The sequence below is a fragment of the Mucilaginibacter limnophilus genome (assembly GCF_004005815.1).
GTDB classification, from domain to species: Bacteria; Bacteroidota; Bacteroidia; order Sphingobacteriales; family Sphingobacteriaceae; genus Mucilaginibacter; species Mucilaginibacter limnophilus.
In genome coordinates this window covers 47,878-70,411 of sequence record NZ_SACK01000012.1, presented here as the reverse complement: position 1 = coordinate 70,411, position 22,534 = coordinate 47,878, and the positions used below count along the sequence as shown (strand labels likewise).

Below are 22,534 nucleotides of genomic sequence, written 5' to 3'. Positions count from 1 at the left end.
GTGACAAGGCCAGGGCATTCCGCCCATAAAGTCCGGCATATTTTTGAGCGTTATTATCAAGCCGCTCATAATAGCCAGCCACTTTTCGACCTTGGCCCTGGTTTATACATTTTGTGCTGAAATAATTGAAAAGCATTATAGAAAGATTGGCGTAAACAGTGAGCCGGGTAAAGGCCGTACTTTGGTTTACGCTGCCATTATAATAAGGCAAGAATATTGTATCTTAGATTTACAGATAACTTTAAGATACATCACAAAACTAAACCTGTGATAATCACAAAACCGGATGTTTAACCTTCGGTTTTGTGGCAACAATTTGCTTATGCCTGTATAAACTCCAATAAATGGTTGTTTATAGTGGCAGCTTCTGTTGTAGGCATACCGTGTGGAAATCCCGGATATGAAATAAGTTTACCGTTTTTCAACAGCTTAATTGCTTTGGCAGCCGACACTTCAAATGGAACTATCTGGTCATCTTCGCCGTGTAAAACCAATACCGGTATATCTACACTTTTAAGATCCTCAGAAAAATCAGTTTCTGAAAATGCCTTGATACCGTCATAATGTGCTTTTACACTGCCCATCATTCCCTGTCGCCACCAGTTATCTCTTACTCCTTGCGCTATTTTAGCGCCTTCGCGATTATAACCATAAAACGGGATTGTAAAATCATAGAAATATTGCGCCCGGTTAAAGGCGGTACCTTTACGAATCTCATCAAACACAGGTAGAGGAACACCATCCGGATTGTTTTCGGTTTGTACCATGAGTGGTGTTACTGCACTAATAAGTACAACTTTAGCTACACGGGCTTTTCCGGGTCCGGCAGCATAATGTATCGCTTCTCCGCCGCCGGTAGAATGGCCAATGTGGATGGCATCCTTCAAATCAAGCGCTTCGGTTAAGGCTGCAACATCAGCTGCATAGGTATCCATATTATGCCCGCCTGAAACGTGGCTTGATCTGCCATGTCCGCGGCGGTCATGAGCAATTACCCGGTAGCCCTTTTCCAGGAAGAACATCATTTGCGCATCCCAGTCGTCGCTTGATAATGGCCAGCCGTGATGAAAAACCAGCGGTTGTCCTGAACCCCAGTCTTTGTAAAAAATTTGTGCTCCGTCTTGTGTTGTGATCGTATTCATATTTTCAATGTTTAATAGTATTGAGTTGATGAAACAAATTTGATATTATTTTATCCCGAAAAACTTGACGTACATTAAGAAATGAATCGATATATAACTTTATTCAAAACGCATAAACTAAGATGCTTAGCTTCTGTGAATTGATTATACATTACAAAACTGCGTTTCATTTTGCCAGAAAAGCGTTGATAACTTCAAATTCCTTTTCCGGTTCTTCCACTTGCGGATTGTGTCCCGACTTTTCGAACATTACAAACTGAGCCTGCGGGCAATAGTCTTTATATTTTACCATTTGCCATGGTGTAGCCACGCGGTCGAAACGACCGGACAGTATCAGTACAGGCATTTTCAGGTTTTTTAAGTCCTTACGATAGTCGAACGTACCAATATCACTGCCTACAATAAAATCGCCGTCTTTACCAACCATCTGGTAATAAAGTTTGGTATTATTCGGATTTGGATAAGGCTTACGATTGCCTGCTTTACGAACAAACTTATCAGGATTGTAAGCATACAAGAAACCATATGGTACTTTGCCGTAAATCTCCTGATGTTTTTCGTCGCTTGATACAGCGCCCTGCTCACGTATCTTCATCAGTTCAGCCCATATTTCCGGATAATTCACCCGTATTTCGTGATTGCTGTTATCATCGTTTTCCTGCCACATTATAAAACTATGAAAGGTGTTAGCCAATATAACATGACTAAGATGTTCCGGGTATTTTATTGCATAACCTTGTGCAACAACACCACCATATGAATGGCCTAAAACGGTCACCTTGTTTAGCTTAAGTGCTTTGCGAAGGCCTTCAATGTCATCAATGTCACGCTCAAGCGTATATTCGGTAACTTTCTTAGCGGTATCTGATTTACCACGGCCAAATGCATCAAAATATATTAACTGATGATGATTTTCAGCCAGCTTATCGAAACTGCGCAAACCTAAGTGAACGCCACCCGGCCCACCGGCAATAAAAATGATCGGGTCGCCCTCTCCTACGGTTACCACCCAAAGTTTGGCACCATTAACATTAACATATTTGCCGTCTGTAAAACTATCAACAGGTTTTATTTGTGCAACCGCTACGCCATTAACAATAAAAAGGATCAAAAGAACATACAATTTTCTCATAAGTTATCTTTAATAAAGCTAATATAAATCGAAATAACGTACTTGAAAACTTGACTGTTAATTAATGTTAAACGGTTTTTAATACCAGCTTTTTGTACTATCCTTACATCAACCTTATAATCTTATATGCGATACACCATTTTGGTGCTCTTAATCCTTATTTTGAGCACTTTGTTTGCAGCCGCCCAAAACATTGGTTCTGTTAAAGGGGCTGTTACCGATTCAGCATCAAACGTCAAATTAGAGAACTCAACTATCAGTATCCTTGATCATAAAGATTCAACATTAGTGTCGTTCACACGGGCTACATCAAGTGGAGAATTTAACATTGAACATCTGCCAAGGGGCAAATTTATCATGCTGATCACCTATCCAGAATATGCTGATTATGCAGAAGAGTTTGTGCTTGATTCCGTAAACCATGAGATAAATTTCGGCACGGTAAATTTGATCCTAAAATCAAAACTGCTGGCCGAGGTGATCATCAAAGCCCGCCCAACGGCTATTAAAATAAAAGGTGATACCACCGAGTATAATGCTGCGGCATTTACAGTTCAACCTAATGCCAAGGTTGAAGATTTGCTTAAACAGTTTCCGGGTATTCAGATAGATAAAGACGGTAAAATAACGGCCCAGGGTGAAACCGTGAACAAAGTGCTTGTTGACGGCGAAGAGTTTTTTGGAGACGACCCTACCCTGGTTACCAAAAATATCCGTGCCGATATGGTTGACAAGGTACAGCTGTATGATAAAAAAAGCGACCAGGCTACCTTTACCGGTATAGACGACGGGCAAAAAACCAAAACACTTAATATCAAACTAAAAGAAGATAAAAAAACAGGCTCGTTTGGTAAGGCCGATGTTGGTATAGCAACAAAAGATTTTTATCAGGCCCAGTTATTATTCAACACATTCAGAGGCAAAAAGAAATTTTCAGCATATGGCACATTGGCTAATACAGGAAAAATAGGTTTGAACTGGCAGGATAATAACAAGTACACCGGTGGCGCAAATATGGAATTTATGGACGGCGGCGGTATCATGATCATGTCAAACACTAACGACGACCTTGAATCATTCAACGGAACGTATAACAACGAAGGTATTCCTGTAGCGCGCACGGGCGGTGTGCATTATGACGCAAAATGGGGAGATGATAAATATTCTATCAATGCCAATTACAAAGCAGGTTCGCTTACAGTTGATGGATCAAAGGTTTCTTTATCTGAAAACATCCTGGCAGATACATCAGTAATAAAATCGAATACAAACCAAACATTTCACAATTTTATATTCAGACAAAAAGCAGATGGGATGTATCAAGCTAAATTAGATACCTCATCTAATCTTAAAATCACTTTTGATGGTACGTTAAAGAATAACGAAACTATTGACAGCTATATATCCGAGAACAGGATTGGCAACAGGCAGACGTTTTCTAACCGCGATCTTACGAATAAAGGCGATCAAAACTCGTTCAACGCTACCATATTCTACAATAAAAGATTTAAACCGGGCCGCACCATATCAGTTAATATTGCGCCATCAGTTAATCAAAGCAGCGCCAATGGTTTCTTAAAGTCGGATATTAACTATTATAATAATGAAGGCGCGCGCGACAGCACTGTGCATATCGATCAGTATAAAGTGAATGATATAAAAAGCGCCGTGCTAAACTCTAACATCACTTATACCGAGCCTTTGTTTAAAAGCTTGTCGTTAACGCTTAATTATGGCCTTGGAATTAACAACGCCACTGCCGACCGTAAAACTTTCAGCCCGTCTTCAGCAGGAAAGTATGATGTCTTGGTTGATACGCTTAGCAGCGATTATAAACTGAACCAGCTTTCCAATCAGGCGGGGGCGGTGTTCAACTTTAAGCAAGGTAAATCAAACGTCACTTTTGGTACAAGGGCGGCCCTAGTAAATTTTACTCAGCGCGACCTTTACACGGGCAATAATTTCGAACGGAATTTTACCAACTGGTTTCCTCAGGCCAGCTTTAACTATAAATTTAAAGAGCGTTCGTCAGCGTGGTTATATTACAATGGTAATACCACCCAGCCGACAATCGACCAGATACAACCCATACGTAACAATAACGACCCCCTAAATATCACCAAAGGTAATCCCGACTTAACGCCATCATTTACCAACTCATTTAATTTGGGTTACAGCAGCTACAAAGTACTTACCGAACAATACTTCCGCATAAGTGGTAATTACTCATTTGTTACGAACCCCATTACCAGCAATACCATGACCGACACGGCCACCACCAGAACTGTGTACCAGTTTACCAACCTGGCCGGTAAAAAGCCTGCAAATTTTTACTTCAGTACATACTTTGACCGCCGCATAAAAAAATTAGATATCGGCTTAGGCCTCGATTTGAATTTAAATGGCAGTACGTATTATAATATGATTAATAACGAGTTGAGCTTCACCAAGTCGTACACTTATTCAGGCACCTTCAATGTTCAAAAATACAAGTACTTAAAGTACAGCATGTATGTGTCTTTCGGCCCAAATTATACCATTAACGAAACATCCACACAAAAAGACAGGAATAACAATGGCCGGGGCTTTAATACCAATGGTTCGTTCTCTTACTTTCTACCATTAAAAATGGTGATATCTACGGATATAAATTACCAGTTCAGAGCCAAAACCCCAACTTTTAACAGCGATTTTCACCTGTTTATATGGAATGCTTCGCTTACAAAAGTGCTTAACAAGCAGGATAACTTCAGGGCGTTATTAACAGTTAACGACCTGCTGAACAAAAACACAGGCTTCAACCGTAACGCCTACGGAAACATCATTATGGAGAACCGGTACACTACTATCAGGCGTTACTTTATCCTGTCGCTGGTGTATGACTTTAATAAAATGGGCGGATCTAAAGCTAAATAACTTTCTATGAAAACAATCTGTGCATTATTCGCCATAACAATATTGAGCACCTGCCTTGCTTTCGGGCAAAATACCCGGTTTACGAAATCAGGCATCATCGAGTTTGAAAAGTCGGTTAATATGTATGCCATTTTAAAAAAGACCCTTGAAGGGCAGGATGACGGCTTTTGGGCACAAGCTGTTGACCAGTATAAGAAAACACAGCCCCAGTTTAAAAAAATGAAAAGCACGCTGAAATTTACCAACAACAAAACGCTTTTCATACCCGACGCATCATCGTCAAACACAGGCGGATTTATGGGCGACGGACCAATAACCGGTCAGTACAACACGGTGTATGCAGATCTTTCGGCAAAGAAAATGGTTAGCCGTAAAGGTGTTTTTGAAGAAACATTCCTAGTGACCGACAGCGTGCGTAAAATAAAGTGGAAAATAACCTCAGAAACACGGGAGATAGCCGGGTATACCTGTCGCAGGGCAAACGCGCTCGTACTGGATTCGGTTTACGTAGTTGCTTTTTACACCGATGAAATACCTGTTTCGGGCGGCCCCGAATCATTCACCGGCTTACCGGGCATGATTTTAGGCGTAGCCCTGCCCCATGAAAATGTCACTTGGTTTGCTACGAAAGTTACCGATACCACCTTGCCAGCAAACGCAGTAGTTCCACCTGTCAAGGGCAAAGCTGTTAATCATAAAGAGTTTATCGAAGCCATATCATCAGCCATGAATAGTTGGGGGGAGTATGGTAAGAAGTATTTGAAAGGGTTTAGTTTGTAAAACTTAACTTAATTGTTTTAATAATAAATATAACATTAAGAAGCTGATTATCGATTCAACTTTTGTTAACAATATCCTAATATCTAATTATATTTTTTTCTTGAAACTATAAGAAGCGCTTCTTGTTGTTTGATTGATTTTGAAACACATAACAGCGGTCAACAGCTGTAACAATAAATTAATCTTAGCACAATTTGTATGTACGTTTTAGGAATAAACGCGGTATTTCACGACTCGGCAGCGTGTATAATTAAGGATGGCCAATTGCTTGCGGCGACAGAAGAAGAGCGCTTTACACATTTTAAGCATGGCAAAAGGCCTGTCCCCTTTTCAACCTGGGAACTACCCTTTCACGCTATCGATTACTGCCTGAGTGTAGCCGGTATCCACATCAATGATGTTGATCATATCGCCTACTCGTTTGACCCGTATTTGCTTGTGGGCGAAAAGTATCGCGGTAAATCAACTATTGAGATTCCCTTTGAAGAAGGACAATCGGCTTTAGGAGAAGACTTCCGCAATGTTTGGGACCCGCTATTCCTGTCGTCAATAATCAACGCGCCGGGACAACTGCGCGATGGCTATCCGCATCACCTGCAAAAACGGTTTATCGGCTGCAATATTCCACGCGAAAAATGGCACTTTGTTGAACACCACATATCACATGCGGCAAGCGCTTTTAACTGCTCGCCATTTAAAAATGCAGCCATCATGACGGTTGACGGGCGTGGTGAAGTAGCTACAACTACCTACAATGTTGGTAAGGGCCATCAAATTGATCGTATCGGTCAGGTAAATATGCCGCACTCGCTGGGCTTACTTTACGAGGATGTCACCACTTATCTGGGCTTTCTTCACTCGTCAGACGAGTATAAGGTAATGGCTTTGGCATCATATGGCAAGCCGGAATTTGTTAACGATTTCAGAGAGATGGTGCAACTTGGCGCTAACGGCCAGTACACTATCGGCAACCAGCGTTTTGAAGAGCGCTTCGGCCCGAAACGCCTCCGCCATGAAGAGTTTACAAAACATCACTTTAATATAGCGCACTCGTTACAGTTGGTGCTTGAAGAAAGCATGCTTGAACTAACAGGATGGCTGCAAAAAGAAACGCAGGAAGAGAACCTGTGCCTGGCAGGTGGCGTTGCGCTTAATTGTGTGGCGAACGCCCGTATCCGCGACCGGGGCGCTTTCAAAAACATCTGGGTACAGCCTGCGTCAGGTGATGATGGCACAGCGTTAGGTGCTGCCTTATGGGTTGACGCGCAGGAACGCAAAACCAACGAGCGTACTTTTGAAATGACGCATTGTTACTGGGGACCTGAGTACACCGACGAGCAAATTGAGCGTTCGTTAAAACTGTGGAAGGTTCCATACCGCAAGCTGGAAAACATCGCTGAAGAAACCGCCGACATACTTGCTCAGGATAAGATTATCGGCTGGTACCAAGGACGCATGGAATTTGGCCCAAGGGCATTGGGTAGCCGGTCGATACTGGCTTCACCAATAAACCCTGAAATGCAGGCAAGACTGAACGAGGTAAAAGACCGTGAAGATTTTAGGCCTGTAGCACCGGTTGTGCTTGAAGAAGAAGCCACCAACTGGTTTGAAAATGCTAAATATTCACCGTTCATGCTGTTTGTGTACGATGTTAAGCCCGATAAAGCCGACAAGATTCCGGCGGTAAGGCATACCGACGGTACCGCACGTATTCAAACTATTAACCGTGATCAGCATAAAAATTATTACGACCTGTTAAAGGCCTTCCAGAACAAAACCGGTGTACCGGTATTGGTAAACACATCGTTCAATACTTTAGGGAAACCTATTGTGTGTACACCACGCGATGCTATTGAATGCTTCTGGACATCCCCTTTTGACGCATTGGTTATCGGATCATTTGTTATAGAAAAATAATGGACATCCTTGTTTCAGTTGTTATACCTACATACCGGCGTCCACAGTTGCTTAGCAAATGCCTTAAGGCATTGTTATTGCAAAAATTTGATAAAAGCCGGTATGAGATCATTGTAGTAAGTGACGGGCCGGATGAGCAGACAAAACAGATCTTTAACGACTGGGTCGGGTATGATTTCCCAATAATGCGCTATTTGCCTATGGCCGAAAAAAAAGGACCTGCTGCAGCACGAAATCACGGATGGCGTAATGCACGCGGGCGCATTATTGCCTTTACTGATGATGATTGCCTGCCAGATATGTACTGGCTGAATGAAATTGTTAATCATTGCCATCCCGATGAGAATGTAGCGTTGACCGGAAAGGTGATTGTACCGCTAAGTAAACGCCCTACCGACTACGAATTAAACACCGCGCATTTGCAAACCGCCGATTTTATTACTGCCAATTGCGCCTGCACAAAACAGGCACTTGAACTGTCAGGCGGTTTTGACGAACAGTTCCGCATGGCGTGGCGTGAAGACAGTGATCTGGAGTTTAAGCTTATTAGCAAGCACATACCAATTAAGAAAATAGAATCGGCTGTGGTAACCCATCCGGTAAGAAACTCGCGTTGGGGTGTGAGTATAAAAGAGCAGAAAAAAACGATGTTCGATGCGCTTCTATACAAAAAATATCCCGACATGTTTCGCCATAAAATACGTGCTAAATCACCGGTGTTGTATTATGCTATTATACTCGCGTTTTTGGTAATGCTTGTTGGCTTGTTTACACAGCACCAGCAGGTATTTTTTGTTGGCTTTGCGGCGTGGGCAGGTTTAACCACTTATTTTATTTACAAGCGTTTATCAAACACCAGTTTAAGCCCGGCACATGTTTCCGAAATGGTGATCACTTCTTTGTTCATTCCTTTCCTGTCAGTTTACTGGCAATGGTACGGGGCCGTTAAGTACAGGGTATTATTTGTTTAACAATGAAACTTTCTCAATCTGAAATAAAAAAAATAGCCGTTTTCAGGGCATTGCAGCTGGGCGATATGTTATGCGCCATACCGGCCATACGCGCTTTACGCCATGCTTATCCTAACGCGCAAATAACGCTTATAGGTTTGCCTTGGGGACAATCGTTCACCGAGCGGTTCAGTAAGTACTTTGATAATTTTATTGAATTTCCCGGTTTTCCTGGCTTGCCCGAACGGCCTTTTAATCCAGCTGCATTCACTTCTTTTTTAGCACAGGTTCAGCAAGAAAAATTTGACCTTGCCATACAAATGCAGGGTAATGGCTCGATAATTAATCCAATGATTGAGCTTTTCGGTGCAAAACATACCGCCGGCTTTACCATTGAAGGGCATTACGCGCCCGACAACGGGCTGTTTATGGAATACCCTGATTATGGGCCGGAGATTGAACGGCATATACTGTTGATGCAGCACTTAGGTATCAAAGCACAGGGTACCGACCTTGAGTTTCCGCTTTCTGTAGAAGATTATAACTCACTTGATGAATTGCAACTGGGTATCGAACCGAAAAAATATGTATGCGTACATCCGGGTTCAAGAGGTTCATGGCGCCAATGGCCGGTGAAATATTTTGCTGCTCTGGCTGATTATTGCGTTGAACAAGGCTATAAAGCAGTGATCACAGGTACAAAAGATGAAAGCGACCTGGTAGAAGGTGTTATCAGTAACATGCGTCATGAGGCGATTAATTCGGCAGGGACAACTACAATGGGCGCTGTTGGCGCGTTGATTCAAAATGCCGCGATGCTGATATCAAATTGTACCGGTGTGTCGCACATCGCATCGGCTTTTAAAACGCCAAGTATCGTCATCAGTATGGATGGAGAGCCGCAGCGCTGGGGACCGATGGATAAACGCGTGCACCGTACTATCAACTGGCTGCAGTCGCCTGATTTTCACTTGGTATTTCGAGAAACCGTTGAACTGGTTTCACTGGCTGATTGACAAGACTTTTAACAGCACTAACAATTTCTTCAGGCTGTGGTATGTGTACTGGACTATTGTAATGCGTTTTATTAACGTGGTTGATCACCTCGTTCTTGCTTCGTAAAGGCGCGGGAACCGCAAAAGGCAACACTTTGTTTGGTACATTCCAAGGTGTATGCTGCGGGTTAGTTTGCGCGTATAAAACCACTACCGGGGTGCCCACTGCGGTCGCGATGTGTACCGTACCTGTATTTACTGATACTACAACCGGCGCCTTTTTCACCAACCCAATAAATTTATATAACGAAAACAAGCCCCCACAAGCAAAACTCCCCGCACCTGTTTGTAACTGAAGTTCATCTGTTAGCTGCTTTTCGGCATTTGAACCTGTAAAAAGTATTTGATAACCCTCAGCTATGAGTTCTTTGGCAGCTTTAACCCAGTATTTAGCCGGATACTGACGCTTACGTTCGCTCACACCGGCATGCATTATTAGCCATGGCTTATTTGTATCTACGCCAAGTGCTGTTAACTTATCTGTTATCTGCGCCCATACATTTTCGTCGGAAGACAAGTACAGATGTTCATTTTTTGTAAACGCACCTACTGATGCCACCAAATCAAGATCGCGGCGTACCTGATGCTTGATAAAATCATAAGGTTCTTTATCCGGAATCCAGTTGGTAATTAAATGATATGGATTTTCACGACAATAGGCCAGCACACGTGGTATGCCTGCCAAATAAACCAGCATTGCCGTAGGCAACGGATTTTGGCTGTAAACGGTGAAAATAACCGCGGCGTCAAAATCGCGTTGTTTTATAGTATCAATAACTTTATAAAAGCCGGCTGTATCAGGTGTTTCGTTTATTTTAACCCACGGTAAGTCGAATATTATGGCATCATCAATTTCAGGCATATGGCTTATTACACCACGAGCCATTGATGAAGTAAGCACTGTGATTTTAGCATTGAAAGTTTCCTTCAACGCTCGAATTGCCGGACCGCTCATAATCAGGTCGCCCATGTTATCAGGGCGAATACATAATATGTTTTTACATCCTTCCCAGTTCATGTTATCTGCTTAAGATATAAGCAGCAGCTTCATCAATGCTGCTACAGGATATGGTTGGTGTTCGATATTCACCCTCAAGCCATTCCGTTTCATTACCGTTATTTATAAGCACTGTTTTACAACCTGCACGATTACCGGCTTCAATGTCATTTAAGATATCCCCTATCATCCACGATTGCGCAAGGTTGATATCAAGCTCTTGCGCCGCTTTTTTTAGCATACCGGGCTGTGGTTTGCGGCAGTCGCAATCAATTGCCAATTCTGGCACAGTCCCTTCCGGGTGATGGGGACAATAGTAAAATCCTCTTAGCGGAATATCATATGCCTTTAACAATTCTATTATTTTTTGTTCTACCCCTGCAAGCTTATCCTCGGCAAAGTATCCACGCGCAGCACCCGACTGGTTCGATACAATAATCAACTGATATCCATCAGCAACTAATTGCTGCAAGCCTAAAGTCGCATCAGGCTGTATCGATATCAGTTCCGGATCGACATTATAGGGTATATCCGGAATCAGTGTTCCATCTTTATCTAAAAAAACCGCTTTAGCCATTGCTTATGCAGCCTGATCTTTTGCCTTCAACTTGTCGTGAGCAATCAGGCTCCGTTTTGCCACTGGGCGCAGTTGCTTATACAAACTGTCGATTTGCGAAGCTACGTTTGCCCATGTAAAATGCTCGTTAACACGTTTAAGCGCGTTTTCACCCGCTTTGTATAACAAAGCGCCATCGTCAATCACTTCGTTAAGTTTGTTAGCCAGTGCTTCCGGATCTTTAGGCGGTACAAGCCAGCCTGTTTCACCATCGGCAACGCTGTATTTTATACCACCAACATTAGCACCTATAACAGGTGTTCCGCAGGCCATGGCTTCAAGCGGAGTAATGCCAAATGGCTCGTACCATGGCGTGGTAATAAATACATCAGATGACGCATAATAATATTTTAACTGCTGACGATTTTTCCTTCCGGCAAATATTACCGAGTCAATAAGGTTGTTCTCACGAACGATATTCAACAGCCTTGCATATTCAGGGCAGGTCTCCTCTTCTAATTCTTCACACTCACCGCCTACTATAACCAGTTTTACAGGCTTTTTAGCTTTCTTCATTTTGCCCATAGCGGCTATCACATTATCCACACCTTTGCGCGGTACCATACGCCCCAACTGTAAAATAATGTGTTCACCTTGCGGCAAACCAGCTACACGGCGAGCAACCTCTTTGTCCATCGGGTAAAACTCATTTGAGCTGAAACCACATGGTACGATAGTTATTTTATCCTCAGGCGCGTTATAATATTCAATCAGGTCTTCCTTATCCTGCGGGCATTCGGCAATGATATAATCGGCCTGCTGAACAGCCATTTCCTCAATTTTCAGTCGCTCTTCAGGAAATTTATCCTTTTCGGCCTGATGAATGCGGCGTACATGGCCCAGCGCGTGGAAGGTTACCACAAACGGTATCTCCAATTCCTTTTTAATGCCCATAGCCACAAGCGCCGACATGAAAAAGTTTGCATGAACAAGCGAATAATGTATGCCTTCATTCACAATAAATTTTATCATGTTGTTCTTGAACTCGCGCATGTATGGCAATATATTTTCCTTTATTACCACTTCTGCAGGGCCGGCCTTTACATGAACAACCCTTACACCGGGTACCCATTCCACCACTTCAGGTACAAGAGCATCCTCACGGCGGGTAAATACGTCAACTTCGTAACCAAGCTTTGCCAGATGTTTAGCTAATTGGGCTACATAAACATTCTGCCCACCTGTATCCACACCGCCAAGGTCTGCCAGTGGCGATGCGTGTTCGCTTATAAAAGCTATCCTGTTATTCTGCATCTTCATAATATCACTGTTAAGCTGAAATTGAAATTGATTGCTTTTTTCCGGTCACTTCAGCAAAAAGTTGTTCCCAGTCTTGAGTGAAACGCACTATGTTGAAGCGCTGAAGCGCTACTTCACGTCCGTTGTTGCCAATCTCTTTCGCCAGCTCAGGGTCATCAATCAGCATTTTCATCTTCTCAACAAGGTAATTGATATCGGTATGTATAAATCCGGAATAACCATTATCTATAACCGCCGAAAGTTCGGTGGTTGCAAGTCCTACAACTGGTATACCCATCATCATGGCTTCACAAATGGCTAAGCCAAGACTGGTGTATCTTATCGGGTTAAAAAAGAAACGGTAGCGGCTTTGAAACTCGGGTAGTTGCGGGTGCAGCACCTCACCCAAGCCCCATGAACCTGTACCCATGCCTACCAGATCAAGCGGTACGCGCTGGCGTACATCCTGAAAAATGTCAAACCCCAACAAACGACCGCGTGCAGGCAGGTTGTTTATTACAACGATGCCTTTGCTTAAATGTCCGGAGTATGATATACCCGGATCAGTCACGCCATGCTCGATAACCCTTGTAGGTGTACCGTTGCTGTTCCACATTAAGTTATTAAAGTGAGTTACGTGCACCAGTGTAATTTCTGGATCATCAACCACGTGTCTTGTATCTGTAGGGTGCTGGCGCGGTGGGTCGTGCTCAATATATATTTTCGGTAGTTCGCGCTGCTCTTCAGATAATATTTCGTACTGATCCTTCAGATAATTTTGATTGGTCTGAAACAGTATGCAATCAAATTGATGATTCTTTACCTCATCGGCCGGTATTTCTATAACATTATCGCCAAAAGGGAATGTTTCTCCCCTGCCATAATAGCCTTCTGTTTTTTCTTCTTTTGTTGGGATGTAAATTGTGTAGTTACCTTGTGATAAGTAATACAAATAGCTGCCATGGATGTGCCAGGTGAATATTTTCATATAGGGTTGATGTTGTGATGCGTTTCGCCCTTTAACATCAATTTTGGCACCACATTTTTCATATAAGTATGAAAAACAATATCTATAATTAAAAAATATTCCGAATTTGAGTGCTTCTCATAAATAATAACTGATTTACAGTACAATATTGTAGTTATAATTAATATATAAGCATTATTTAAATATTTAAGAAAGTAATTTCAGAAATAATTAGACAAGACAATAGAATCGTTTCGGCTTGTTTTGTGGACGGTGGTTGTACCAAATAGTGGTTAAAACGATTGTGGAGTGACATTTGAGAAGCGTTCCTCATTTTGCGGAAATTATTTCAGCATCGTTTCTACACTTCTGTCAATATTTTTAATTTAACTATAAATTAAACAATTGATTTCCAACACATTGAAACATTTGTGTTGCAACGGATACTATGGCAATAATTTTGCAGTTATTATGGCGCAGGCGAAAGCCTGTCCCTATTGATTTTAAATTATTATTGATTAAATGCAAAACGGCACCGGTTGTTTTGGTGCTTTACTATGAAGTTACGTCCGTTCGAAAAAATTTCCTCAAACCAGTTAAATTCAGGTTTAAACTTAGTTATTGCCGATGGGTTATCTGCCGAAGCGATGGTAGTGTTTACAAGCGGTACCTTTTTAACCGCTATGGCAATTCATATGGGTGCTACTAACCTGCAATTGGGCATTCTGGCAGCGCTGCCAACGTTTACTACTATGTTTCAATTATTGGCTATATGGCTAGTACAGCGGTTTAACAACCGTAAAGTGGTGACAACAGTGTTCAACTTTTTAGCGCGATTACCCCTTATTGCTATAGGTATAATACCATTTATATTTACCGGCGGCACCACTGTACAGGTACTTATTATATTATTGTTCTTCCAGCATATTTTTGGTGACATAGGCGGTGCAGCATGGAACTCGTGGATGAAAGACCTGATACCAGGTGAGCGACTGGGCTCATTCTTTTCGCACCGCAGCCGTATGGCGCAAACGCTTAACGTTATGCTTAGCCTGGCAACCGCCATAGGTATCGATTATGTAAAAAGCCACTACCCGCAAAACGAGATACTTACTTATAACATTCTGTTTATGCTGGGCGGCATATTGGGTATGGTTAGCGTAGGCTTGCTGCTTCGTACTCCTGAGCCTAAAGCCCAAGCCATTAATGATAAGCTGTTTACGCTGTTTGGCAAGCCATTAAAAAACAAAAACTTCCGCAGCCTGCTTATCTTTAATTCATTCTGGGCTTTCGCACTTAATCTGGCCACGCCGTTTTTCGCTGTATATATGATGAAAACGCTGGGCCTGCCTGTTGCATACATTATCGGCCTTGGTATTGCCGGTCAGCTAAGCAGTATTATTTCTATTAAGCTTTGGGGCAGATATTCTGACAAATTCAGCAACAAAAATATCGTTAGCATATGCGGACCGCTTTATGTTGCCTGCATAATTGCTTATGCCATAGTACCGGCAAACAATGTAACTACTGCGCTTACACTACTCGCTATTATTCATATTTTAAGTGGTATTGCTACAGCAGGCATCAACCTGGCATTATCGAATATCGGCATAAAGCTGGCGCCTAACAGCGAGGCTATTGCTTATATTTCAACAAAAAACATGCTGGTTGCCTTTACTTCAACCATAGCGCCTATGATAGGCGGCTTGCTTGCGGACTTTTTCGCAAGCCACCCGCTTAACTGGTCGGTGCAATGGCATGGTATGCACCTGCAGTTGCTTAACCTGCAAGGCTGGAGCTACTTTTTTGTTATAGGCGGATTGCTTGCCTTATTGTCGCTAAGGTTATTAAATAAAGTAAAAGAACAGGGCGAAATTAACCAGTACCGCATGGTGGCACAAATGCGTGTAAAACTTCGCAGCAAGCTGCGTGCAAACCTTGGCCGCCGCGTAACCGACGGTTTATATTATCCTTCAGTTGTTGTGAAGCGCAATGTAGTGCGGGTATTAAACGCTGAAAGGTCTTTGCGCAGATCTGCATAAATGTTAATTACATTGCCGTTGTTGAAAAGTACAACGGCAGCTTTCAAACTAATATATTACAGAACTTGTTGAACCTTTTGTATGGAAACGATTAAAATTTCAGTAGCAAAGGATAAGCAGGTGTATGAGTTTGAGGTGCATGATTTTGCCCACCATGAAGGCGAACGCTGCAAATTTGAGGTGTATGATCAGGGTACTTTCATAGCTGCTTTTGAACCGGACGACCACGAGTACCTGCGCATTTGCAAAAATCCGGGAAAAGTTGACCAGGAAGTACTGCATTTGATTGCTGATAAGCTGGAATCGATGCATTTGTAATTAAGCGCACACTTTGCATACGTTCAGAAAATAATTCAATTTTACGGGGTGTACAACAAAACGCGTATAGCCCCAACCCCAAGCGGATACCTGCATATAGGAAACATATTGTCGTTTGCTATCACAGCGGCACTTGCCCGCCGGAACGGCGCCAAAATACTGCTGCGGATTGACGACATGGACCGTGCCCGTGCAGACAAGCGTTATGTTGACGATATTTTTGAAACATTGAACTTTCTTGATATCCCCTGGGATGAAGGGCCGCGAAATGCTGACGATTTTGAAAGCAATTGGTCGCAAACCCGGCGGCTTGATTTATATAACGAGGCCTTGCAACAACTCTGGGATACCGGTAAAGTTTTTGCCTGCACCTGTTCGCGGGCGCAAATAGAAGCAGCAGGTACAAACGGTGTTTATCCGGGCACATGCCGCAATAAACGCCTGCCGCCTGATACGCCAAGTGCTGCCTGGCGTTTGGAAACTTCTGCAAGTGATGAGATTGTGGTTAAAACCTTATCAGGCGTTATAAAAACTATTTTGCCTGAAGATATGCATGATTTCATCGTCCGTAAAAAAGATGGTTACCCAGCCTATCAGCTTACTTCAGTAATCGACGATCTGTATTTTGGTATCAACCTGATAGTTCGTGGGCAGGATCTGTGGGCCTCTACCCTTGCGCAACACTATCTGGCTTCAGCGCTTAACCGTTCTGAATTTAGCCCGATCACTTTCTATCATCATCCACTGATCACTCAAGCTGATGGTCAAAAGTTATCAAAATCGGCAGGAGCTACTTCTGTTAAATATCTCCGTGAAGAAGGGAAAAGCCCGGCTGATATCTATGCTGAAATAGCCGGGATGCTTGGAGCGTCCCGGCCAGTCAGTCACTGGAATGAGCTCATTAAACTTGTGAATGAGTTGCGATAGCTGATGCACCGTCAGCTTTTTTAATATCATGCGGTAATAAGCGCAAATATCAAACCTACGTCTACACCAAAAAATAAATATTTATGATTTATTACGGTATTTCATTTTCAGGATAAACATGGTGATATCCATTATTACCGAAAAGGCATTGGTTACAATAATTGGCCATTCATTAAGCATAACACCATACCATACCCAAAGGCTATTACCAAAAAACAGAACTACAAATACGAAAGAAGATACCCCTTCAACCCGTTTTTCCTTTATGGTTTTAAGAAACTGCGGCACAAGCGAAACAGCCGTACAAATCCCCGCGGCAATGCCGACAAATTCTTTATCTATCATTAAAGTCAATTAATTTACTTAAAATGACAGCTGCCGCCTGCTTTTGTTTGGGTGATTCAGGTTATAAAAACAATTTGCCAGTAAACCACATTTAATATTTATTTCAGCTATTAACCTTTATAATATGAACCGTACAGTAGGAATAATATTAATTGTAATAGGTGCCGCCATGCTTGTATGGACAGGCTTTACCTACACAAAAAAAGAAAAAGTAATTGACGCCGGCCCGATAGAGGTATCGGCAGATAAAGAAAAAACCGTAAGCTGGCCCCCTTATCTCGGCGGAGTATTGCTGATAGGCGGTATCGTAGTTGTTGCTACAGCAAAGAAATAACAAAAGGCGCAGATTAATCTGCGCATTTTGTTTATTAGTCTAATCCTCCTCTGCGGGTTGGTTTAACCATATCAGGCCATTTGGTTTGTTCGCCGGTTTTCGGATTAACAGGCATAACGCTTTTGTCGCGCTGCGTTTTAGCCGGATCTTCACAAGCCATATAAACCAATATAGCCGTTAATATCGCGTTACTACGTACATCATCGAAAACTATCTTATCATACGTATCGCGGTTGGTGTGCCAGGTGTATGTACCGTACGACCAGTTTAACGAGCTAAGTGAAAACGCGGGCGCACCGGCAGCTACAAAAGAGGCAAAATCTGACCCACCCCTGCCCGGTGCACCCGGGAACGAGGTTTCAATTTGCGTGCGGATACTGTCAGGCACCTTACTCAGCCATCTGCCTAAATAATCATAAGCGTGCAAAAAGCCTTGTCCGCTTAGGTTAACCACGCGGCCTGTGCCGTTATCCTGGTTAAATACAGCCTGAACGTTTTGTACTATTTCAGGGTGATCTTCAACAAATGCGCGCGAACCGTTTAATCCCTGCTCTTCACTGCCCCAATGGCCAACCAAAATGGTACGCTTTGGATTAGGATAAACTTTTTTGAGGATGCGCATGGCTTCCATCATGGTAAGGGTGCCTGTACCGTTATCAGTAGCGCCCGTACCACCATCCCACGAGTCGAAATGCGCTGACAGTATCACATACTCATTAGGCTTTTCGCTTCCTTTTATCTCAGCAAGCGTATTAAAGGTTGGCTGTACGCCGGTTTCTTTTGCTTCAGTGTGTACCCGTATTTTAGGATTATGACCTGATTCCACTAACCTGTAGAGCATGCCGTAATCTTCAAGCGCTATATCGATAGTTGGTATCTTTTTGGTATAAGCACCAAATATTTTATCCACTCCAAAACCTGCCGACCAGTTATTGATCACCACACCTGCAGCTCCTGCTTTTTCAAGTGCCGGGGGCAATGTACGGTTGGTATAGCCGGTATTTTTTATGCGGTTTTGCCATGCATCGGTTTGTGTAGTTCGGTCCTTCTTCATTTTTTCAAATGATTCAGGCGTTGCAAATTCCTTCCAATTATAATCAGGACGGCCGGTCGGCTGCATCATTGATATCATTACAAATTTACCTTTAACCGAAGGCAGCCATTTCTTGAAAGCGTTTGAATCGGCTACCTCAGGTAAAATGATCAGTTCGGCAGTTACACTTTTCTTCATGCCCGGGCTCCAGGCAAGTTGTGTAGCCTCAAGCGTACGCACTCGTGGCGATAGCATGTCGATGTGCGAAATACCTCTTTCCCATCCTCGCCATTCACCCCACTTTTCATTTCGGGCAGCAATACCCCATATTTTATACTTTTCAACCGCCCAGTTGTGCGCCTGTTGCATTTGGGGCGTACCTACCAAGCGCGGACCAATTACATCAAGCAACTCGTGCGCGAGAGGCTTTAATTGAGAATTGGTGTTGGCTTCTTTAATAATGTTATTGATAACAGGATCGGCACCGCTTTGGGCCGAGGCGTACCGGTAGGATATGCCCGTGAGTAATAATGCGGCAATATGCCCGGTGAACCTTACTTTTAAAGAGGTTTTCATGCAGATGAATTTGATGGTCAGTTATTATTGTAAAGCAGTTGCGGTACAAGATAAAAAAAATGCCCCAAAAGGGGCATTTACAATTAAAAATCGAATATAGAACCTTAATTTATAGAACTCGTGACAGCTATTACTTCTCTCCTACGCTTTTATAAAACTTTTTAAAACACTTTTCGCATTTAAAGTGCTTAGTGCTTTCCGGAAAAATCATTTTAACAATGTTACTCCGCGGGATACGTTCACATTGTGTGTTTCCGCATCGCGGGCATGCAATTTTTGCTTGTGGCTTAGGGGTAGTTGCCATAATTGGTAAAAATATCTTGGGTTTGTTAACTAAAAGTTTCATTAGGAAAAAATTAATACTTCAAAATTCAACTATTACGTACAAACAAAACTGCCATTTAACCCTATAAAACTGCCATTGATATATACAAAACGTATACGAACAGCTATAAAAGACTATTTACATCTCTGCTATAATGTTCTTTGAATAACTTACTGAAATAAGCCGGTGTTTCGAAACCTGCAGTATAAGCAATTTCGGCAACGGTACGATATTTCCCGCTTTCAATAGCCTCACGCGCTATCTGCAGGCGTATAGTACGTATATATTTGTTGGGTGTTAAACCGGTTATACTTTTTATACGGCGGTTAAGCTGGCGTTCGCTTATGGCCATATCATAGCTTAGCATACTTAAGTTTAGATCTGTTTTACCAATATTATTGCGTACAAACTTTTCTACCTCGTTAAGCCATAACAAATCAGCGGGAGATTGCTGAATTTCTTCAACCGGCTCAATGGCTGTAAACTCAGCTTCAGACTGAAACCTTTGTGCTGCATTCTTTATCAGGTTATTTACACGTGCCAGTAATTCTTCGCCCAAAAATGGCTTCGTGATATAATCGTCGACACCGGTACTAAGCGCAAGTAATTTATTGTTTGCATCAGCAAGCGCTGTAAGCATTACCACCGGTATACGGTAATACTTTTCATGCTGTTTTAGATGTTTAAGCAGCGTGAACCCATCCATTTCAGGCATCATCACATCCGAAACTATCAACTCAGGCAGTTTTTCCATTTCCTGTAGTTTCTGCAGCGCTTCTATACCGTTAGCAGTACGGATAATCTTGTAATAACCATTTAAAACAGAGCTAATGTAAGCCGCCATCTCCGGATGGTCTTCTACTATCATTATTTCGCCTTCCTTACCATTAGGCACAGGTATAAGTTGAATTTCTTCAACAATCCCACTCGCCTTTTCTTCGGCCATTGCTTCTTCACTTCCTACGGTATAGGGTATGTTTATCTTAAACACTGTCCCCCGGCTATAATCATTCTCGATTTCTATGGAGCCTTGAAGTAATTCGGTAAACTCTTTTGCCAGTGCAAGCCCGATGCCTGTCCCGCCTTCGGCAATTGCCCCTTCCCTGTTACCCTGGTAATATCGTTCAAAAATATGCTGCAAATCGTCCGGGTGTATACCTGTACCGCTGTTGGCTACGCTTATATTAAGTACTCCATTTTCGGCAGATGCATTAACATATACTGCCCCTTGTGCTGGTGTAAATTTTACAGCGTTGCCCAGCAGGTTATTTATTATTTTTTCAAGTTTGTCTTTATCAATAAGAGCTGTTAGATCATCAGGGATGTTGCTGATAATGGAGTATCGTACATTTTTATATTCTGCTGCAGATGCATACGCCTGGTAAAGCGTCATGATAAAAGATGCGAGGTTTACCGACGAGTTTTTTACCGGCATCTTACCTGCTTCAATCTTACCCAAATCCAGCAATTCGTTAACCATAGCGAGCAGCTTTTTACTGTTTCGCCAAACTGTTTTCAGGTGCTTTTTCTTTTCTTCGCTGTTTAACTGATCATTGTTGATTACCTGGTCAAGCGGACCCATAATCAGTGTTAAAGGCGTACGAAGTTCGTGACTGATGTTGGCGAAGAATTTGGTTTTCATACTGTCAAGCCTCTCCAGCTGTTTGTGCTCACGTACCAGCATATCGGCTTCTTTTTTCTTGCGGTACGTTATCCATCTGTAAAGAGCAAACAAGCCTACAACAATTATTACAGCTATCGCAATACTGAAATTCCGTTGCTGGCGGGCAATCTTTGTGCGTGCCTGGGTTTCAACCAGTCGTTTATCCAGTTTGTATTTTTCTGACAGTTCGGCGGCCTCTCGTGCCTTATCCTGGGCAAGAATGCTATCATTAAGCGCGGTGGCTTTTTCGGCATATTCAAATGCCATTTCGTAATTTTTTAAACCTGCGTATGCCCTGCGTAACTGCCGATAAATGTTTCGCTGATTAATACGGCTGCTTTGCGCGTCTGCCTGTACAGCCAGGGCTTCATGGGCATACTTAATTGCTTCGCGATATTTACCCTGATCTATTTTTACTGTAGTAAGCTCGTTAAGCGCGTGTTTTTCAATAGCCGGGTATTTTCCTTTCCTACATATATCGATAGCTTCAAGTAATACCTTTTCGGCTTTTTCAAGCTTGTTCAATATCTCATACAACCGTCCAAGATTACTCAGGTATCTTGCCCGCTCAAAAATGCTTAGTTTATCAGCATAAGGTTTATTAAGAATAACCTCCATGTACCCTATTGCCTTGTTGAGATTGACCGGCGTATCCATCCCCCTGTTAGAGTATAAGTTTGACAACGTACTCAAAGCAAAAATGTACATCCCCGTATCGCGTACGCTTAAAACATCCCTGGCAGCCTGTTCGGCATACGGCAAAGCCTGCTGTGGCTTATCAATAGTACGATACAAATCTGCAATACATAAGCGGCAATCGGCAGATAAGCTTTTCCAGCCATGTGCATCGGCCTTTTTTAAGATATCGAAAGCTGTTTTTAGCGCTTCAATATCATTACCACGGCGACTTAGCATATAAGCCGTCATGGTGGCTGATTTTACGTAGGTAAATGAATCGGCAGGCGTAGTTAGTGTATGCGCTTTACGCGCCAGTTCAAGTGCCTGCAGTTCGTCGCCGTTGGTATAAACTTTAAAAGCACGATAATTTAATACCTGCGCTTCAAATGCTTTATCGTTATGCTCATGGGCAAGTTTGAGTAACTGATCAGCGTAAACGCGTGATGAATCAGCATCCTTAATTTTTTGAAGCTTTTTTAAAAGATCCTTACTGCCGGGAGTTTGCGCACAGGCAATATGCCACCCAAAAGCCATAAGGAAGGCTATGAGAATACTTAAAAGGTTATAGGGGGTTAACCTGGG

At 42.6% G+C, this 22,534-nt stretch carries 18 protein-coding genes; 9 read left to right on the top strand and 9 right to left on the bottom strand.

The features are described from left to right. Window positions 1-320: 320 nt before the first annotated feature. Both EOD41_RS19230 and EOD41_RS19225 read right to left on the bottom strand, forming a co-directional pair. On the bottom strand, window positions 321-1,142 hold the full coding sequence (locus tag EOD41_RS19230; protein ID WP_127708026.1) for an alpha/beta fold hydrolase: 822 nt from the start codon (window positions 1,140-1,142) through the stop codon (window positions 321-323). A 166-nt stretch (window positions 1,143-1,308) separates the two neighbouring features. Then, a complete protein-coding gene (locus tag EOD41_RS19225; RefSeq protein ID WP_127708024.1) occupies window positions 1,309-2,274 on the bottom strand; it encodes an alpha/beta fold hydrolase in 966 nt (321 codons plus the stop codon). Window positions 2,275-2,400: 126 nt separating this feature from the next. Here EOD41_RS19225 and EOD41_RS19220 point away from each other — a divergent pair, with 126 nt between their 5' ends. From EOD41_RS19220 to EOD41_RS19200, 5 genes are all read left to right on the top strand, one after another. Continuing rightward, entirely contained in the window at window positions 2,401-5,190 is a 2,790-nt protein-coding gene (locus EOD41_RS19220; protein WP_127708022.1) for an outer membrane beta-barrel protein, read from the top strand. Window positions 5,191-5,196: 6 nt separating this feature from the next. Beyond that, window positions 5,197-5,970, top strand: a complete 774-nt coding sequence (locus EOD41_RS19215) for a GLPGLI family protein (protein WP_127708019.1) — start codon at window positions 5,197-5,199, stop codon at window positions 5,968-5,970. A gap of 198 nt (window positions 5,971-6,168) precedes the next feature. Further along, window positions 6,169-7,887: a carbamoyltransferase family protein gene (locus EOD41_RS19210; protein ID WP_127708017.1), complete on the top strand. Its 1,719-nt coding sequence runs from the start codon at window positions 6,169-6,171 to the stop codon at window positions 7,885-7,887. Then, window positions 7,887-8,858, top strand: a complete 972-nt coding sequence (locus tag EOD41_RS19205; RefSeq protein ID WP_127708015.1) for a glycosyltransferase — start codon at window positions 7,887-7,889, stop codon at window positions 8,856-8,858. The genes EOD41_RS19210 and EOD41_RS19205 overlap by 1 nt, the downstream gene beginning before the upstream one ends. Window positions 8,859-8,860: 2 nt before the next feature. After that, window positions 8,861-9,853: a glycosyltransferase family 9 protein gene (locus tag EOD41_RS19200; RefSeq protein ID WP_127708013.1), complete on the top strand. Its 993-nt coding sequence runs from the start codon at window positions 8,861-8,863 to the stop codon at window positions 9,851-9,853. Here the strand turns inward: EOD41_RS19200 and EOD41_RS19195 are convergent. Genes EOD41_RS19195 through EOD41_RS19180 form a run of 4 tightly spaced genes read right to left on the bottom strand, consistent with a single transcriptional unit; the run spans window position 9,780 to window position 13,732 of the window. Beyond that, window positions 9,780-10,910, bottom strand: coding sequence for a glycosyltransferase family 9 protein (locus EOD41_RS19195; protein WP_127708011.1), 1,131 nt, complete (start codon window positions 10,908-10,910; stop codon window positions 9,780-9,782). The genes EOD41_RS19200 and EOD41_RS19195 overlap by 74 nt on opposite strands. Before the next feature lies 1 nt (window position 10,911). Continuing rightward, window positions 10,912-11,466: a D-glycero-alpha-D-manno-heptose-1,7-bisphosphate 7-phosphatase gene (locus tag EOD41_RS19190; protein ID WP_127708009.1), complete on the bottom strand. Its 555-nt coding sequence runs from the start codon at window positions 11,464-11,466 to the stop codon at window positions 10,912-10,914. A 3-nt stretch (window positions 11,467-11,469) separates the two neighbouring features. Then, complete coding sequence (locus tag EOD41_RS19185) at window positions 11,470-12,765, bottom strand: glycosyltransferase family 4 protein (protein WP_205780599.1); 1,296 nt, start codon at window positions 12,763-12,765, stop codon at window positions 11,470-11,472. 10 nt (window positions 12,766-12,775) lie between these two features. After that, complete coding sequence (locus tag EOD41_RS19180; RefSeq protein ID WP_127708007.1) at window positions 12,776-13,732, bottom strand: glycosyltransferase; 957 nt, start codon at window positions 13,730-13,732, stop codon at window positions 12,776-12,778. A gap of 536 nt (window positions 13,733-14,268) precedes the next feature. Between EOD41_RS19180 and EOD41_RS19175 the strand changes: the two genes are divergently transcribed. The 3 genes from EOD41_RS19175 (at window position 14,269) to EOD41_RS19165 (ending at window position 16,998) form a co-directional block, all read left to right on the top strand. After that, window positions 14,269-15,753 (top strand): MFS transporter, encoded by a 1,485-nt coding sequence (locus tag EOD41_RS19175; RefSeq protein WP_127708005.1) that lies wholly within the window; start codon window positions 14,269-14,271, stop codon window positions 15,751-15,753. Between the two features lie 81 nt (window positions 15,754-15,834). Next, the gene (locus tag EOD41_RS19170) at window positions 15,835-16,071 is read left to right on the top strand and encodes a hypothetical protein (protein WP_127708003.1); all 237 of its coding nucleotides are present in this window, start codon (window positions 15,835-15,837) and stop codon (window positions 16,069-16,071) included. A gap of 48 nt (window positions 16,072-16,119) precedes the next feature. After that, window positions 16,120-16,998, top strand: a complete 879-nt coding sequence (locus EOD41_RS19165) for a glutamate--tRNA ligase family protein (protein WP_127708001.1) — start codon at window positions 16,120-16,122, stop codon at window positions 16,996-16,998. Between the two features lie 81 nt (window positions 16,999-17,079). Here the strand turns inward: EOD41_RS19165 and EOD41_RS19160 are convergent, their stop codons facing one another. Continuing rightward, window positions 17,080-17,343 (bottom strand): SemiSWEET transporter, encoded by a 264-nt coding sequence (locus EOD41_RS19160; protein WP_127707999.1) that lies wholly within the window; start codon window positions 17,341-17,343, stop codon window positions 17,080-17,082. Between the two features lie 124 nt (window positions 17,344-17,467). On the opposite strand from EOD41_RS19160, the gene EOD41_RS19155 reads away from it, so the two are divergent. After that, window positions 17,468-17,677: a hypothetical protein gene (locus tag EOD41_RS19155; RefSeq protein ID WP_127707997.1), complete on the top strand. Its 210-nt coding sequence runs from the start codon at window positions 17,468-17,470 to the stop codon at window positions 17,675-17,677. Window positions 17,678-17,711: 34 nt separating this feature from the next. Here the strand turns inward: EOD41_RS19155 and EOD41_RS19150 are convergent, their stop codons facing one another. After that, window positions 17,712-19,286: a M20/M25/M40 family metallo-hydrolase gene (locus EOD41_RS19150; protein ID WP_127707995.1), complete on the bottom strand. Its 1,575-nt coding sequence runs from the start codon at window positions 19,284-19,286 to the stop codon at window positions 17,712-17,714. 449 nt (window positions 19,287-19,735) lie between these two features. After that, window positions 19,736-22,486, bottom strand: a complete 2,751-nt coding sequence (locus tag EOD41_RS19145) for a hybrid sensor histidine kinase/response regulator (protein WP_164849995.1) — start codon at window positions 22,484-22,486, stop codon at window positions 19,736-19,738. Window positions 22,487-22,534 lie beyond the last annotated feature (48 nt).

Excerpts from the sequence above, each read along its gene's own strand:
- EOD41_RS19175 (WP_127708005.1), top strand. The coding sequence starts at position 14,269 with ATGAAGTTACGTCCGTTCGAAAAAATTTCCTCAAACCAGTTAAATTCA.
- EOD41_RS19160 (WP_127707999.1), bottom strand. The coding sequence starts at position 17,343 with ATGATAGATAAAGAATTTGTCGGCATTGCCGCGGGGATTTGTACGGCT.
- EOD41_RS19225 (WP_127708024.1), bottom strand. The coding sequence starts at position 2,274 with ATGAGAAAATTGTATGTTCTTTTGATCCTTTTTATTGTTAATGGCGTA.
- EOD41_RS19220 (WP_127708022.1), top strand. The coding sequence starts at position 2,401 with ATGCGATACACCATTTTGGTGCTCTTAATCCTTATTTTGAGCACTTTG.
- EOD41_RS19215 (WP_127708019.1), top strand. The coding sequence starts at position 5,197 with ATGAAAACAATCTGTGCATTATTCGCCATAACAATATTGAGCACCTGC.
- EOD41_RS19230 (WP_127708026.1), bottom strand. The coding sequence starts at position 1,142 with ATGAATACGATCACAACACAAGACGGAGCACAAATTTTTTACAAAGAC.
- EOD41_RS19145 (WP_164849995.1), bottom strand. The coding sequence starts at position 22,486 with ATGGCTTTTGGGTGGCATATTGCCTGTGCGCAAACTCCCGGCAGTAAG.
- EOD41_RS19200 (WP_127708013.1), top strand. The coding sequence starts at position 8,861 with ATGAAACTTTCTCAATCTGAAATAAAAAAAATAGCCGTTTTCAGGGCA.
- EOD41_RS19195 (WP_127708011.1), bottom strand. The coding sequence starts at position 10,910 with ATGAACTGGGAAGGATGTAAAAACATATTATGTATTCGCCCTGATAAC.
- EOD41_RS19180 (WP_127708007.1), bottom strand. The coding sequence starts at position 13,732 with ATGAAAATATTCACCTGGCACATCCATGGCAGCTATTTGTATTACTTA.
- EOD41_RS19190 (WP_127708009.1), bottom strand. The coding sequence starts at position 11,466 with ATGGCTAAAGCGGTTTTTTTAGATAAAGATGGAACACTGATTCCGGAT.
- EOD41_RS19185 (WP_205780599.1), bottom strand. The coding sequence starts at position 12,765 with ATGAAGATGCAGAATAACAGGATAGCTTTTATAAGCGAACACGCATCG.
- EOD41_RS19150 (WP_127707995.1), bottom strand. The coding sequence starts at position 19,286 with ATGAAAACCTCTTTAAAAGTAAGGTTCACCGGGCATATTGCCGCATTA.
- EOD41_RS19205 (WP_127708015.1), top strand. The coding sequence starts at position 7,887 with ATGGACATCCTTGTTTCAGTTGTTATACCTACATACCGGCGTCCACAG.
- EOD41_RS19155 (WP_127707997.1), top strand. The coding sequence starts at position 17,468 with ATGAACCGTACAGTAGGAATAATATTAATTGTAATAGGTGCCGCCATG.
- EOD41_RS19170 (WP_127708003.1), top strand. The coding sequence starts at position 15,835 with ATGGAAACGATTAAAATTTCAGTAGCAAAGGATAAGCAGGTGTATGAG.
- EOD41_RS19210 (WP_127708017.1), top strand. The coding sequence starts at position 6,169 with ATGTACGTTTTAGGAATAAACGCGGTATTTCACGACTCGGCAGCGTGT.